This window comes from Empedobacter sp. UBA7611 (genome assembly GCF_002484365.1).
In the GTDB taxonomy this organism is placed as follows: Bacteria; Bacteroidota; Bacteroidia; order Flavobacteriales; family Weeksellaceae; genus Empedobacter; species Empedobacter falsenii_B.
The window spans coordinates 14,688-29,284 of record NZ_DLJR01000040.1; the positions used below are offsets into that span (position 1 = coordinate 14,688).

General features: G+C 33.7%; 10 protein-coding genes and 1 pseudogene. 6 read left to right on the top strand and 5 right to left on the bottom strand.

Going from position 1 to position 14,597, the window contains the following annotated elements:
• Positions 1-3: 3 nt before the first annotated feature.
• Positions 4-1,263, bottom strand: coding sequence for a mechanosensitive ion channel family protein (locus tag B3R94_RS06375; protein WP_114997928.1), 1,260 nt, complete (start codon positions 1,261-1,263; stop codon positions 4-6).
• Between the two features lie 65 nt (positions 1,264-1,328).
• Here B3R94_RS06375 and B3R94_RS06380 point away from each other — a divergent pair, with 65 nt between their 5' ends.
• The 6 genes and pseudogenes from B3R94_RS06380 (at position 1,329) to ggt (ending at position 11,486) form a co-directional block, all read left to right on the top strand.
• A complete protein-coding gene (locus tag B3R94_RS06380; RefSeq protein ID WP_286495298.1) occupies positions 1,329-1,814 on the top strand; it encodes a DUF456 domain-containing protein in 486 nt (161 codons plus the stop codon).
• A 110-nt stretch (positions 1,815-1,924) separates the two neighbouring features.
• Entirely contained in the window at positions 1,925-2,386 is a 462-nt protein-coding gene (rimP, locus tag B3R94_RS06385) for a ribosome assembly cofactor RimP (RefSeq protein ID WP_291099429.1), read from the top strand.
• A 15-nt stretch (positions 2,387-2,401) separates the two neighbouring features.
• A complete protein-coding gene (gene nusA / locus B3R94_RS06390; protein ID WP_280037281.1) occupies positions 2,402-3,637 on the top strand; it encodes a transcription termination factor NusA in 1,236 nt (411 codons plus the stop codon).
• 63 nt (positions 3,638-3,700) lie between these two features.
• A pseudogene (gene infB, locus B3R94_RS06395) lies at positions 3,701-6,701 on the top strand (translation initiation factor IF-2).
• A 239-nt stretch (positions 6,702-6,940) separates the two neighbouring features.
• Complete coding sequence (locus B3R94_RS06400; protein WP_291099431.1) at positions 6,941-9,742, top strand: TonB-dependent receptor; 2,802 nt, start codon at positions 6,941-6,943, stop codon at positions 9,740-9,742.
• A gap of 76 nt (positions 9,743-9,818) precedes the next feature.
• The gene (gene ggt / locus B3R94_RS06405; RefSeq protein ID WP_280037276.1) at positions 9,819-11,486 is read left to right on the top strand and encodes a gamma-glutamyltransferase; all 1,668 of its coding nucleotides are present in this window, start codon (positions 9,819-9,821) and stop codon (positions 11,484-11,486) included.
• 64 nt (positions 11,487-11,550) lie between these two features.
• Here the strand turns inward: ggt and metQ are convergent, their stop codons facing one another.
• From metQ to B3R94_RS06425, 4 genes are all read right to left on the bottom strand, one after another.
• Entirely contained in the window at positions 11,551-12,360 is an 810-nt protein-coding gene (gene metQ / locus B3R94_RS06410) for a methionine ABC transporter substrate-binding lipoprotein MetQ (protein ID WP_280037274.1), read from the bottom strand.
• An 8-nt stretch (positions 12,361-12,368) separates the two neighbouring features.
• Complete coding sequence (metI, locus tag B3R94_RS06415) at positions 12,369-13,022, bottom strand: methionine ABC transporter permease MetI (RefSeq protein WP_280037273.1); 654 nt, start codon at positions 13,020-13,022, stop codon at positions 12,369-12,371.
• On the bottom strand, positions 13,003-14,040 hold the full coding sequence (locus B3R94_RS06420) for a methionine ABC transporter ATP-binding protein (protein ID WP_280049069.1): 1,038 nt from the start codon (positions 14,038-14,040) through the stop codon (positions 13,003-13,005). The genes metI and B3R94_RS06420 overlap by 20 nt, the downstream gene beginning before the upstream one ends.
• A gap of 258 nt (positions 14,041-14,298) precedes the next feature.
• Complete coding sequence (locus tag B3R94_RS06425) at positions 14,299-14,580, bottom strand: GNAT family N-acetyltransferase (RefSeq protein WP_280037269.1); 282 nt, start codon at positions 14,578-14,580, stop codon at positions 14,299-14,301.
• Between the last annotated feature and the right edge of the window lie 17 nt (positions 14,581-14,597).

Consider the following 14,597-nt stretch of genomic DNA (forward strand, 5'->3'; position numbering starts at 1 on the left):
ATATTATAATTTTTTAATATCAGAAAGCGAAATGCTTTGCATAATTTCTAAGTCAAATTTACGACAAGCTGTCAACAAATGATCGAAAATATCGGACTGAATTCTTTCAAATTCCAAATTGCTTGCCGAAGTTGTAAAACAACCAATTTCTAACGGCATTCCAAGTGGAGAAACAGGTAATTGTTTTACGATAATTGGATCATTTTGCGAAACAGTTTTTAAACTTTTTAAATAATGTTCAACATAAATTCTAAAAACACCAATATTGGTTAAATTTTTACCATTAATATCTAAATCAGAATTTTCAATGTTTTGATTATAGATGGAAATTTCGTGACGTTTTTGTTGAATATAATGATGAATTAAAGTAATATTTTCGAAACGATTTAACATTTCTTCGTTACAAAACTGAAAAGAATTGACATTAAACGAAACCGAACGTTTTATTTGACGAGTTCCAGTCGCCAACATCGCCATATGATTGGTTACTTGCGACGAAACCAAATCCACAGTAGGAACCGTTGCAATAGATTTATCAAACTTCTCAATTTTCACCAAATTAATGTTAATTTCTTTAACTGTTCCCTCAATATCGCCTTTGGAAACGGTAATCCAATCACCAACTTTTACAATTTTAGAATAAGAGATTTGCAAACCAGAAACAAATCCGAAAATCGCATCACGAAAAATCAATAAAACAGCTGCGGTTAAAGCTCCGAGAACAGTAATAATCGTATTTTTATCAACCGTAAACAAAATCATTATTCCAGAAATAATCGCAAAAAACGTGATAATAAACTTCAACATTTGCCCAAAAGTTCGCACTCCAACTGTTGTATAACTATTTTCTTCGTTGTACACATCAATAATTGTATTGATAACTCGGAAAATAAGTTGCGTAAAAACGATTAATGAAATAAGTTGTGTAATGCGTTGAACAACATGAAAAATATTTCCTTCATTCTTGAACAAAATAACATTCATGCTTAATGCAAAACTGATTGGAATGAGATGAATAGCTGAAACAAAGACTTTGTTTTTGTACAAAAACTTCAACCAATCGTTTTCGGTGAAATTTTTCAGTTTTTTTAGAAGCGGAAGAATAATAGCTCTTAGCACAAAATCTAACACAAAAAGAATAGCTATCCAAGTAACAATTTCTAAAAAGGTAAAAAGATTTTCGGATAAATCAATTTTGAAATATTGATTGAAAAAAAATTTTACACCATCAGAAAATTCTTCATAAAAAGATTTATCTTGCATAAGCTGTGAATTGAGTTTAAATAGATTTGTTTGTGCAAAGTTACAGTTTTAAAAATACTAAAATAATGGATAACGATAGTATACTAAATCTTATTAGTGGAATTTTATTGGTTGTTGGTTTGGTCGGAACTGTTTTGCCAGCTTTACCAGGAGCACCTTTGGCATTGGTCGGATTATTAGTTTTCAAATTCAGTAGTGATTGTAGTTACAATTGGGGAACGATAATTATTGCAGGACTTTTTGTGTTATTAGGTGCGCTTTTAGATTATTTATTACCAGCTTACATGACCAAGAAATTAGGTGGAACCAAATACGGGATTTGGGGATCTATTGTAGGATTAATCATCGGATTATTTTTTCCACCAATCGGGTTTATCGTAGGTCCTTTTCTGGGAGCATTATTAGGCGAATTGGTTTTTACTGCGGCTTCGCCTAAAGTTGCATTAAAATCTGCTTTCGGATCTTTTGTCGGATTTATTTTAACAACAGGATATGATGTTATTTTAACATTAATTTTTATAGGAATATTTGTTTATCACTTAATGAATTAGTCAGATTAAATGATTGAAATTAGGTCAATAAAAAATATTTAACTATATTTGCAAAGAATTTAAAGGAATAAATGGAGGAGGGCTGGTTATAGCTCTCTTTTTCGTTGTATATGGATTCAAATAAAGTAAAACAGCTGATAGACGAAGCAATTGCGGAAAATCCGTCATTGTTTCTTATCGATTGGAAAATCACTCCAGATGATAAAATTGTAATTTTAGCAGATGGAGACGAAGGTCTTTCAGTCGAAGAAATTGTAAGAATAAGCCGACATGTAGAGCATAATCTTGATAGAGAAGAATGTGACTTTGCATTAGAGGTTTCCTCTCCTGGTGTAGGAAGTAACCTAACCATGCCACGTCAATTTGCCAAAAATGTAGGAAGAACTTTAGAAGCTACATTAAGCGACAAAGTGATGGAAGGCGAAATTGTAGAAGCCGATGAAGAAGGTGTTACAATTTTTTGGGAAGCACGCGAACCAAAACCTGTAGGAAAAGGAAAAATTACAGTAGAACACGAAGAAAAAATAAATTACGCTGACATTAAGAAAGCGATTATAAAAGTCACCTTTTAAAAAAATTAAAGTTTAATGGACAATCTTGCATTAATTGAATCTTTTGGAGATTTTAAAGACGATAAGAACATCGACCGTATTACGCTGATGGCAATCTTAGAAGAAACCCTGAAAAGTGTTTTGAAAAAGAAATATGGTACAGATGATAACTTTGATATTATTGTAAATCCTGATAAAGGAGACTTAGAGATTTGGCACAACCGTATTGTTGTAGAAGACGGTTTCTCAGAAGACGACGCAACAGATATCGAATTATCTGAAGCACGTAAAATTGAGCCAGATTTTGAAGTAGGTGAAGAAGTATCGGAAAAAATTCCGATCGAAGCATTAGGTCGTCGTGCGATTTTAACATTACGCCAAACATTGGTTTCTAAAGTAATGGAGCATGATAACTCTAATTTATACGAGAAATTTAAAGGTTTAATTGGAGAAGTAGTTTCGGGAGAAATCCACTATGTACGTCACAAACAAGTGATTATTATGGATGACGAACAAAACGAAATGATTTTACCAAAAGAAAATCAAATACCATCAGATTTTTTCAGAAAAGGAGATACATTACGTGCTGTTGTAGATGACGTAAAATTGAGAGGAGCAAAACCTCAAATTATTTTATCTAGAACATCACCAAAATTTTTAGAGAAATTATTTGAACAAGAAATTCCAGAGATTTTAGACGGATTAATTACAATCAAAAATGTAGTTCGTATCCCTGGAGATAAAGCAAAAGTTGCAGTAGAATCTTACGACGATCGTATCGATCCAGTAGGAGCTTGTGTCGGAATGAAAGGATCTCGTATCCATTCAATTGTACGCGAATTACGTAACGAGAACATCGACGTAATCAACTACACAAACAACATGAGTTTGTTTATTCAACGCGCTTTAAGCCCAGCTAAAATTTCGAATATCGAAATTAATGAAGAAGAAAACAAAGCCTTAGTTTACGTAAATGCAGACGAAGTTTCGAAAGCAATTGGTAAAGGAGGTTACAATGTTCGTTTAGCTTCTAAATTAGTTGGAATGGAAATTGATATTTTCAGAGAAGGAGCCCAAGACGAAGACGTAGAATTATCAGAATTCTCAGACGAAATCGATGCGTGGGTAATCGATGCATTTAGTGCTATCGGGTTAGATACTGCCAAAAGTATTTTAGAACAAGATGTTGATGATTTAATTAAACGTACGGATCTAGAAGAAGAGACGATCTTAGACGTAATCCGTGTGTTAAAAGAAGAGTTTGAAGATTAATTCATTCTCAAGTCATAAACAATTCATACATTTGCAAACATTAAAATAAGAGATTAGCTTCATATGTCGGAAACAATAAGATTAAGTAAAGTATTAAAAGAATTAAATATATCAATAGATAGAGCTGTTGATTTTTTAGAAGGGAAGGGTACAACAGTAGAAAAAAATCCGAACTCTAAAATCGACGTGCCAACTTACGATATTTTAGTTAATGAGTTCCGATCTGATGCTAAACAAAAGCAAGCTTCCGGTGAAGTAGTCATTAACAAAATTTCAGATATCAAAGCCGCTGAGAAAAAAGAAGCAGAGGCAAAAGCTGCAACTGAAAAACCAGTAGAAAAGAAACCTGAAATCATTGAAACGACGAAAGTTGAATTGGAAGGACCAAAGACTGTTGGAAAAATAGACTTAGATGCTTTGAAACCTAAAGCCAAAGTAGAAAAACCTGCGGCAAAAGAAGAGGTGAAGAAAGAAGAAATCAAGAAAGAGGAGGCACCAAAAGCTGAACCTAAAACTGAATCAAAAGAGGAACCGAAAGGACCGAAAGTGATAAAAGTTATTGATCTTGATAAAATAAATAATACAGGTAAACCTAAAAAGCAAGATTCTCCAGCTCCTAAAAAAGAGCAAGCAGAACCTAAAAAGGCGGAAGCACCGAAGGCGGAAGTTAAAAAAGAGGTGAAGAAAGAAGAACCTAAAAAGGTGGAAGAGGTTAAAAAGCCTGAAATAAAAACGGAAGCGAAGCCTGAAGTGAAGAAAGAAGAAATTGAAGAAGTAGCAGCAGTTGAACCTCAAAAAATTGAAACTGTCTACACAAAATTAGATGGACCTAATTTTACAGGTGCAAAGATTGACTTATCAAAATTTGATAAGAAAAAAACTGACGATAAAAAAGGGAATCAAAAAGGTGCTAATAACGCTGCTGACAAGAAAAAGCGCAAACGTATCCAGAAAAACGTTAAACCAGAAGATGTAGCAAAAGCTGGAGAAAACGGAGGAAACAATAANNAACAACCACGGAGGAGGAAATAATAACAACCGTCAAGGAGGTCAAGGACAAGGAGGAAATCGCCCAGGAGGTCAAGGTGGAAATCGTCAAGGTGGTGGAAACTTTAGAGGTGGAAACAACCGTGGACCAAGAGTTCCTCAAGTAGAACTTTCTGACGAAGATGTTAAAAAACAAATTAAAGACACTTTAGATAAACTTACTAATAAAGGAAAAGGATCTAAAGGGGCTAAACACAGAAGAGACAAACGTAAAGAACGTCGTGAGTTTGCTGAGCAAGAGCAAGAAGCAATGGACATGGACAAAACTTTACACGTAACAGAATTTGTAACGGTTAACGAATTAGCTTCGTTAATGGATGTTTCTGTTACAGAAGTTATCTCTGCATGTATGTCATTGGGAATCATGGTTACCATGAACCAACGTCTTGAAGCGGATACAATTCAATTAGTTGCAGATGATTTTGGATTCGAAGCAGTATTTGCTAATGCTGAAGAAGAAATCTCAACTGAAGAAGAAGAAATCGATAACGAAGAAGATTTAGTAACTCGTGCGCCAATTGTAACTGTAATGGGACACGTTGACCACGGTAAAACATCTTTATTAGATTATATTCGTAAAGCAAATGTAATTGCTGGTGAGTCTGGAGGTATTACACAACATATTGGTGCGTACAACGTAACATTGCCTAGTGGTAAACGTGTAGCATTCTTAGATACACCAGGTCACGAGGCTTTTACAGCGATGCGTGCTCGTGGTGCTCAGGTAACGGATATTGCAATTATTGTGATTGCAGCCGATGACCAAATCATGCCACAAACGCGTGAAGCAATTTCTCACGCTCAAGCAGCTGGAGTACCAATGGTATTCGCAATCAACAAAGTTGATAAACCAGCAGCTAATCCAGAAAAAGTAAAAGAGCAATTAGCTCAAATGAACTTATTAGTTGAAGACTGGGGTGGTACTTACCAATCTCAAGAAATCTCGGCTAAATCTGGTTTAGGAGTAGAAGATTTATTAGAAAAAGTATTATTAGAAGCTGAGGTATTAGACCTTAAAGCGAATCCAAAACGTAAAGCATCTGGTACAGTTGTAGAAGCTGCATTAGATAAAGGACGTGGATATGTTTCGACAATTATTGTACAAACAGGTACATTACACATCGGAGATTATGTATTAGCAGGATCTCACCATGGTAAAGTTCGTGCAATGTTAGATGAGCGTGGTAACAATATCAAAGTTGCTGGACCATCAACACCAGTTACGATATTAGGATTAGCGGGTGCGCCAACAGCAGGTGATAAGTTCAAAGTTTACGAAGATGAACGCGAAGCGAAACAAATTGCAACTCGTAGAGATCAATTACAACGTGAGCAAACTATTCGTACACAAAAACATATTACACTTGATGAGATTGGACGTCGTATTGCTTTAGGAGACTTCAAAGAGTTGAATATTATCTTGAAAGGGGACGTGGATGGTTCTGTAGAAGCATTGACAGACTCTTTACAAAAACTTTCGACAGAAGAAATTATTGTTAACATCTTACACAAAGGAGTTGGACAAATTACAGAATCTGACGTATTATTAGCTTCTGCTTCAGATGCGATTATTATTGGATTTAATGTTCGTCCTGGTGGATCTGCTCGTGATATTGCAGAAAAAGAAGAAGTTGAAATTAGAACATACTCAATTATCTATGCTGCGATCGAAGAGATCAAAGAAGCGATGGAAGGAATGTTATCTCCAGAGTTGAAAGAGCAAGTAACAGGTAATATTGAGGTTCGTGAAACATTCAAAGTAACGAAAGTTGGTACTATTGCCGGATGTATGGTCTTAGACGGTAAAGTTTATAGAAACTCTAGTATTCGTATCATTCGTGATGGAGTTGTGATTCACGATGGTGAATTAGCTTCATTGAAACGTTTCAAAGATGATGTGAAAGAAGTTAGTAAAGGTTACGAATGTGGTCTTAACATCAAAAACTTCAACGACATTCAAGTAGGTGACATTATCGAAGCTTACGAAACTGTAGAGGTTAAAAAGAAATTGAAATAATCAATTCTCAACAAATATTTTAGAAAGGAGCTCAATTTGAGCTCCTTTTTTTATGAAATTTTATTTAATAAAAATCAATACTCTACTTATTATATAGAATTATATTCTATTATTAGTTTTATTTTTAGAATAGAATTTTTGTTTAACATTAATTTAAAGTTTTCTTTTATTTTATTTAAAAACGACTTGTTTTATATTCTATAAAGTCTATAAATTTGCTAGACTTTAAAATTGTAAATATGAACAAGAAATTATACTCACTCAAAAAAATATTTTTTCTAACTGCTCTTTTCGGCGGAACATTTTTATTCGCCCAAACTAAAGTCACAGGTACGGTTGAAGATATAAATGGACCAATCGATCAAGCAACGGTTAATGTAAAAGGAACAAATATTACGACGACAACAGATGCAGATGGTTTATATCAATTAACGTTAGAGCCTGGGAAGTATGAAATTATTGTTTCAAAAATAGGTGAGCCAACAACGACGCAAACGATTAATGTGCTTGATGAAAATGAAGTTTCTTTAGATTTCTTTTTACAATCAATCAATTCGGATACTGATCTTAGCGAAGTCGTTTTGATTGGTTCACGTGCAGTTGGACGTACACAATTAGATTCTTCAACACCAGTTGATGTGATAGATATTAAAGAGGTGACAAAAGAAGTAGGACAAGTTTCGTTGAATCAAATCTTAAATTATGTTGCGCCATCTTTTAGCTCGAATACGCAAGTTATTTCTGACGGAACAGATCATATAGATCCTGCTTCTTTGCGTGGTTTAGGACCAGATCAAGTACTGGTTTTGATTAACGGAAAGCGTCGTCATACAACATCATTGGTTAATATTAATGGTTCGTTTGGTAAAGGTTCTGTTGGTACAGATTTGAATGCGATTCCAACTTCTGCGATCAAAAGAATTGAAATTCTTCGAGATGGAGCTGCTGCCCAATATGGTTCTGATGCGATTGCAGGTGTGATTAATATTGTCTTAGAAGATTCGACAGATAAACTACGTGCGTCAATTTCGTATGGAGGAAATCTTTCGAAAAATGCAGAAGATAATTTTGATGGTGAAACTTTTCAAGCGAATGTAAATTATGGTGTAAAAGTGGGTGAAAAAGGAGGATTTGTAAATGTTGCAGGTTCTTACGACAAGCGTCAACCATTCAATCGCCAAAAAGAATTTACAGGAACAATTTTCTCAGATTATAATCGACCAGATTTATACCCAAATCCAACTGGAAAAGATATTACAGAGGAAGAATTAGCGCGTCGTGGAGAAACGCGTGCTGATTATGTTTCGCGCATTGGACAATCAAAAAATGAAGGAGGAGCGATTTTTATTAATTCACTTTTTCCAGTTTCAGATAAAACCGAAATTTATGCATTTGGAGGATTAAATTATCGTTTGGGTGAATCGGCGGCTTTTCGTCGTCAGCCTGCTCAGTTACATCAAACAGTAGCGTCAATTTATCCAAATGGATTTTTACCATTAATTCAAACTAATAATTACGATCGCTCTTTAGCAGCGGGAATTCGTAGTGAAATTAACGGTTGGAAAGTTGATTTTTCGAACACATACGGAAATAATACCATCGATTTTGGAGTAAAAAATACAGTTAACGCATCGATGAAAGAATCTTCACCAACATCTTTTGAAGCTGGTGGATATCGTTTTACGCAGAATACAACCAACCTGGATTTTACGCGTTTTTTTGATGATGTTTTAGCTGGAATTAATGTCGCTTTTGGTGCAGAATTTCGTTATGAAAATTATCAAATTGTAGGAGGTGAAGAGTCATCTTATGCGAATTATGGTAAAGTTCGTCAAATTGGTGTAGACGGAAATGGAAAGCCAATTTATGTACAAGATTTTAATGGAAATATCAATACATTATTCGCTGTAAATGGTACTGCTTTAGCAGGTGGAGCGCAAGCTTTTCCAGGATTTTTACCAGCGAATGAAGTCAATGCAAATCGTCATTCTGTTGCGGCGTATTTAGATACTGAATTTAATTTTACGAAAGATTTCTTAGTGGCTGCTGCGTTACGTTATGAAGATTATTCAGATTTTGGTTCAACATTAAATGGAAAAATTTCGACTCGATACAAATTAGGAAACTATGTGTTGAGAGCCGCAGCAAGTACAGGATTTAGAGCGCCATCTTTACATCAATTATATTTTAGTGCAACATCAAGTTTATTCTTAGATGGAGCAATTTCTAATTCAGGAACTTTTACAAATGATAGTCGTGCTGCAAAATTATTAGGAATTCCACAATTGAACGAAGAAAAATCGAAATCAGTTTCGGCTGGAGCTACGGCAAATTGGGGAAAATTCAAATTGAGTGTTGACGGATATTTCATTAGAATTGATGACCGAATCATTTACACAGGATCTTTCACAGGAAGTAATGCAGCAAATGCATCAGCACAAGATAAAGAGATTTACGAATTATTGCAACAAGCAAATGCAACTTCAGCTCGTTTCTTCGCAAATGCAATTGATACCGAAACGAAAGGAATAGATGTTGTTTTGACGTATCAAGATCGTTTGGGAGCAGGAAAATTACGTGGAGATTTATCGGCGACTTTTAGCAAGACAAATGTTGTGGGTGATGTACATGCTTCCGATTTATTGAAAGGAAAAGAGTCTACTTATTTTGATCGTTCAAGTCGTATTTATTTAGAATCGGCTATACCTCGTACAAAAATTAATTTATCCATGAATTATTCATTGGATAAATGGAATGTTTACTTAAGAAACGTGTATTTTGGAGAAGTTGATGCAGCGACAAATACGGTGGCCGATTCGCAAACATTTAGCGGAAAAGTTGTAACAGATTTGAGTTTTGGTTATGCTTTCAACAAAAATATTTCGTTAACAATAGGAGCAAATAATTTGTTTGATATCTATCCTGATGAAACGAAAATTGGAGGAAATAGAGGAGCAGGATATTTTGTGTATTCACGTACTGGACAACAATTCGGAACAGGAGGACGCTTTGCTTTCGCTCGTTTATCATTAAGTTTATAATTTAAATAGTTTATATGTTTTACCAAATCTTTGTCGTAATTGATGAAGGTTTGGTATTTTTGTTTAAATCGATTTTATGAAAAAAATATCATTTATTATAGTTTCATTCTTCGCGATTATTCAGTTGAATGCGCAAGAATCTTACAAAAATGGAGCTGTTGTAACAGCTCATCCCGAAGCTTCAAAAGTTGGAGTTGAAATTCTAAAAAAAGGTGGAAATGCGATTGACGCTTCTATTGCAGTTCAGTTTGCGTTGGCGGTTGTTTATCCAAATGCAGGAAATATTGGTGGCGGTGGATTTTTGGTTTATCGTGATTCAAAAGGAAAGACCGATGCGTTAGATTATCGTGAAAAAGCACCTTTGAAAGCGAGTGAAGATATGTATTGGGACAAAAATGGAAATGCAATTACTGATCTTAGTTTGTATGGACAATTTGCTGCAGGAGTACCCGGAACAGTCGATGGAATGGTGAAAGCGCATGAAAAATATGGGAAATTAAATTGGAAAGAATTAGTTCAGCCAGCTATTAATTTAGCTCAAAAAGGATTTAAAATAACAAAACAACAAGCGAGCGAACTGACAAATAAGCATAATGATTTTGTAAAATATAATTCAAAAACGAATGCTTTAACGTCTAAATCATCTTGGAAAGAAGGAGATTTGTTGGTTCAAAAAGATTTAGCAAATACATTAAAATTAATTCAACAAAAAGGTCGTGCTGGTTTTTATGAAGGAAAAACGGCTGATTTAATAGTGAAAGAAATGAAACGCGGAAACGGAATTATTTCGCACGAAGATTTAAAACAATATCAATCGGTTTGGAGAACGCCAGTTTCGGGAAATTATAAAGGTCTTAAAGTAATTTCGATGCCGCCGCCTTCAAGTGGAGGAATTGCATTGGTTTCGTTATTTCAATCAATCGAAGATTATCCAATCAACAAATGGGGATTTCAAGCAGATTCTACAATTCAAGTGATGGTAGAAGCAGAGCGTCGCGTTTATGCTGATCGCGCAGAGCATTTAGGTGATCCAGATTTTATAAAAGTTCCGCAAAAACAATTGTTGGATAAAAGTTATAATGTAAATCGAATGAAAGATTTTTCGTTTGATAAAGCAACACCAAGTTCAGCAATTAAAGCGGGAGAAATAATTGGTAAAGAGTCAATGGAAACAACGCATTATGTAATTGTTGACAAAGATGGAAATGCGGCTTCTGTAACGACTACTTTGAATAATTCCTATGGATCTTTGGTTGTAGTAGAAGGTGCAGGATTTTTGTTGAATGATGAAATGGATGATTTTTCTGTAAAACCAGGTACACCAAATTTATATGGTTTAGTTGGAGGAAAAGCTAATGCGATTGAACCTTCGAAAAGAATGTTAAGTTCGATGACGCCTTCTATTTTAGAGAAAGATGGTAAATTGTTTATGGTTGTGGGAACGCCAGGTGGCTCTACAATTATAACGTCAGTTTTTCAAGCCATCTTGAATGTTGTTGATTTCGGAATGACGATGCAAGAAGCTGTTGCAGCACCAAGATTTCATCATCAATGGTTGCCAGACCAAATCGATTATGAGCCAAATGCAATTTCAGAAAACGTTCGTGAATCGTTAAAACAAAAAGGTTATACATTGAAAGAACGTAAACCTTACGGGCGTGTGGAAGGAATTTTGGTCAACACTAACGGAACATATCAAGCTGGTGCAGATCCAAGAGGAGATGACAAAGCAGTAGGGTATTAAAAAAGTTAGATAAACAAAAAGGCTATTCAATTGAATAGCCTTTTTAATATTATAAATAATTATTTTACCAACCTTTTATAGCTCCACCTTTGAATACTTCGTCTGCTTTTTTAACAACTTGTTCAGATTGGTATGCTTGTACAAATTTCTTCACTTTTTCATCGTTTTTGTTGTCTTCACGACTCACAATGATATTGACATAAGGCGATTCTTTATCCTCTGTAAAAATTCCTTGTTTTTTAGCATCTAAACCAGCTTGTCCTGCAAAATTATTATTAATAACAGAAATCGCTACTTTTTCATCATCTAAAACACGAGGTAATTGGGGAGCTTCTAATTCTAAAATCTCTAATTTTTTAGGATTAGAAACAATATCAGTTAATTTAGGAAATAAACCCACACCATCTTTCAATTTAATTAAACCTATTTTTTGTAACAACAATAAAGATCGACCTCCATTAGCTGGATCATTCGGAATAGCAATTGTATTACCTTCTTTTAATTCATTTATAGATTTTATTTTTTTAGAATATCCAACGATTGGGTATAAAAATGTATTTCCAATAGGTTCTAATTTGTAACCACGTTGTTTTTCTTGTTCTTCTAAAAATGGAACTGTTTGGTAAGCATTAACATCTAAATCACCTTGATTCAACGCTTCATTCGGAATAATATAATCATTGAAAGTAATCAATTCTACTTCCAAATTGTATTTTTCTTTTGCAACTTGTTTTGCAATTTGAGCAACCTCAAATTCAGGTCCAGTCATTACACCAACATTTATTGTATTTGCATCAGTTTTAGATTCTCCACATGATGTTAAAGCAAGTGCTGATAGTGTTGTAAGAAGTATATTTTTAATTAACTTTTTCATTGTTTAAATTATTTATGATTGAATTTTTTTGATAAGAAATCACCAGTAAATTGGATGATAAAAACGATAATTATTAATAGAATTAAAACGGTATTCATTATAAAAGTATCATATCCAACATACCCATATTGATAACCGATTTGTCCTAATCCGCCAGCTCCTACAGCGCCACCCATTGCCGAATAGCCGACTAAAGTAATTAACGTAATTGTTGCGGCATTTATTAACGATGGTAATGCTTCTGGTAACAAAACTTTGAAAATGATTTGCGAAGGTTTTGCACCCATAGAACGTGCTGCTTCTATCAAACCTTCAGGAATCTCTAATAAACTATTTTCTACTAAACGCGCTATAAATGGTGCGGCTCCAATACTAAGAGGTACCAAGGCAGCAGAAACGCCGATTGATGTTCCAACTAAACTTCGTGTAAAAGGAATCATCCAAACGATTAGAATAATGAATGGAATTGATCTGAAAATATTGACAAAAAAGGCTAAAATTTGATTAACCAATTTGTTTTCTAATAATTGTCCTTTTCTCGTTAAAAACAAGAATATTCCGATTGGAAGACCAAGTACAAAACCAAAAAATCCGGAAACAAATGTCATTAAAACTGTTTCCCAAGTTCCCTTAAGTAATAGATTAATAACTGCTTCTGACATAACCGATTTTTTCTAAATTAAATTTATTTTGCTGTAAATATGTTTCGATTGCTGAGTTTTCTTTTGAATTAATTTTCAAGAAAAATGTTCCGTAATTGATTTCTCCAGCATATTCGATTCTTGAATTTACGATTTCTGCTTCAATATTATGCAACGAATTTATTTCTGCAATAAGTTGATTGAATTTTGGTTGATTCGTGAAATTGATTTTATAAATTATTGAGTTATTATCTGAATAAGTATCAACCAAATTTTTCTGAAAACTTAGAGGTAAAGCTATGTCCAATGAATTTTTGATAAATTCTTGCGTGATATTCTCTTTCGGATTTGTGAAAATTTCTTCTACTGTACCATGTTCTACTAATTTTCCACTTTCAATCACTCCAACTTCATCACAAATAGAATTGATTACTTCCATTTCATGGGTGATTAAGAGAATCGTTAGATTTAATCGTTGATTGATTTCTTTCAACAATTTCAAAATAGATTTTGTAGTCGCAGGATCTAACGCACTTGTCGCTTCGTCACATAACAAAACTGTTGGATTATTAGCCAAAGCACGCGCTATTGCAACACGTTGTTTTTGTCCGCCTGATAAATTTGTAGGATATTCTTTTGCTTTTTCGTGAATATCAACAAGGTGTAAAAGTTCGTCAACCTTTGTTTTTATTTGGCTTTTTGAGATACCTTCCAATTCCATCGGAAAAGCAATATTTTCTTCTACAGTTCGCGAAGAAAGTAAATTGAAATGTTGAAAAATCATACCGATTTTTCTTCTTTCTAAAGTTAATTTTGAATTATTTAAGTTCAATAAATTTGTTCCATTTATCAAAACTTCTCCTGTATCAGGTCGTTCTAATAAATTAACACAGCGAATCAAGGTGCTTTTTCCGGCACCAGATTTACCAATGATTCCAAAAATTTTTCCTTCTTCTATCTGCAAAGAAACATCGCGCAAAGCATGAATTTCTCTTTTAGAAGTTCTGAAAGTTTTGGATATATTTTTTAGTTCAATCATTCTAAAAATCTTAATAAAAAAACCTCTCAATTATTATAAATAAATGCAGAGAGGTTGTGTTTTTTTTTGCTTTTATAAAGTCTATTAAAATTATGGACTTATAAAAAGTTATGCAAAAATAATTAGTTTTTTTTGAATGATTTTTTATTAAAAATGAAATTTATTCTACAAAATAACCATCTTGCAGGATAAATTTTCTAATTAATATTTAAGATTACGATTTATTATTGTATAATCGAAATTCATAGTAATTATTTCTTAAGATAAGATATCTCTAATTTCTGGATTTTTTTCAAACTGCGCTTTAGCAAAAGGACACAAAGGAATTACTTTGATATTATCTTTTCTCACCCAATCTACTAAGGCTAATAAAGCTTTTTTACCAACACCTTGTCCACCATATGCTTCGTCAACCTCTGTATGATCGATAATAATTTTATCATTACCAGCCCAAACGTAATCCATTTCTCCAGCTTTTTTATCACCATCTAAAACGACAAAAGCACCATTTTTCTTATCATCAATTTGTTTAATTTCCATGAGTTTTATTTTTTAAG

Bases quoted from the DNA above. Each gene is read 5' to 3' on its own strand.
- B3R94_RS06375 (WP_114997928.1), bottom strand. From the start codon at position 1,263: ATGCAAGATAAATCTTTTTATGAAGAATTTTCTGATGGTGTAAAATTT.
- B3R94_RS06380 (WP_286495298.1), top strand. From the start codon at position 1,329: ATGGATAACGATAGTATACTAAATCTTATTAGTGGAATTTTATTGGTT.
- rimP (WP_291099429.1), top strand. From the start codon at position 1,925: ATGGATTCAAATAAAGTAAAACAGCTGATAGACGAAGCAATTGCGGAA.
- nusA (WP_280037281.1), top strand. From the start codon at position 2,402: ATGGACAATCTTGCATTAATTGAATCTTTTGGAGATTTTAAAGACGAT.
- B3R94_RS06400 (WP_291099431.1), top strand. From the start codon at position 6,941: ATGAACAAGAAATTATACTCACTCAAAAAAATATTTTTTCTAACTGCT.
- ggt (WP_280037276.1), top strand. From the start codon at position 9,819: ATGAAAAAAATATCATTTATTATAGTTTCATTCTTCGCGATTATTCAG.
- metQ (WP_280037274.1), bottom strand. From the start codon at position 12,360: ATGAAAAAGTTAATTAAAAATATACTTCTTACAACACTATCAGCACTT.
- metI (WP_280037273.1), bottom strand. From the start codon at position 13,022: ATGTCAGAAGCAGTTATTAATCTATTACTTAAGGGAACTTGGGAAACA.
- B3R94_RS06420 (WP_280049069.1), bottom strand. From the start codon at position 14,040: ATGATTGAACTAAAAAATATATCCAAAACTTTCAGAACTTCTAAAAGA.
- B3R94_RS06425 (WP_280037269.1), bottom strand. From the start codon at position 14,580: ATGGAAATTAAACAAATTGATGATAAGAAAAATGGTGCTTTTGTCGTT.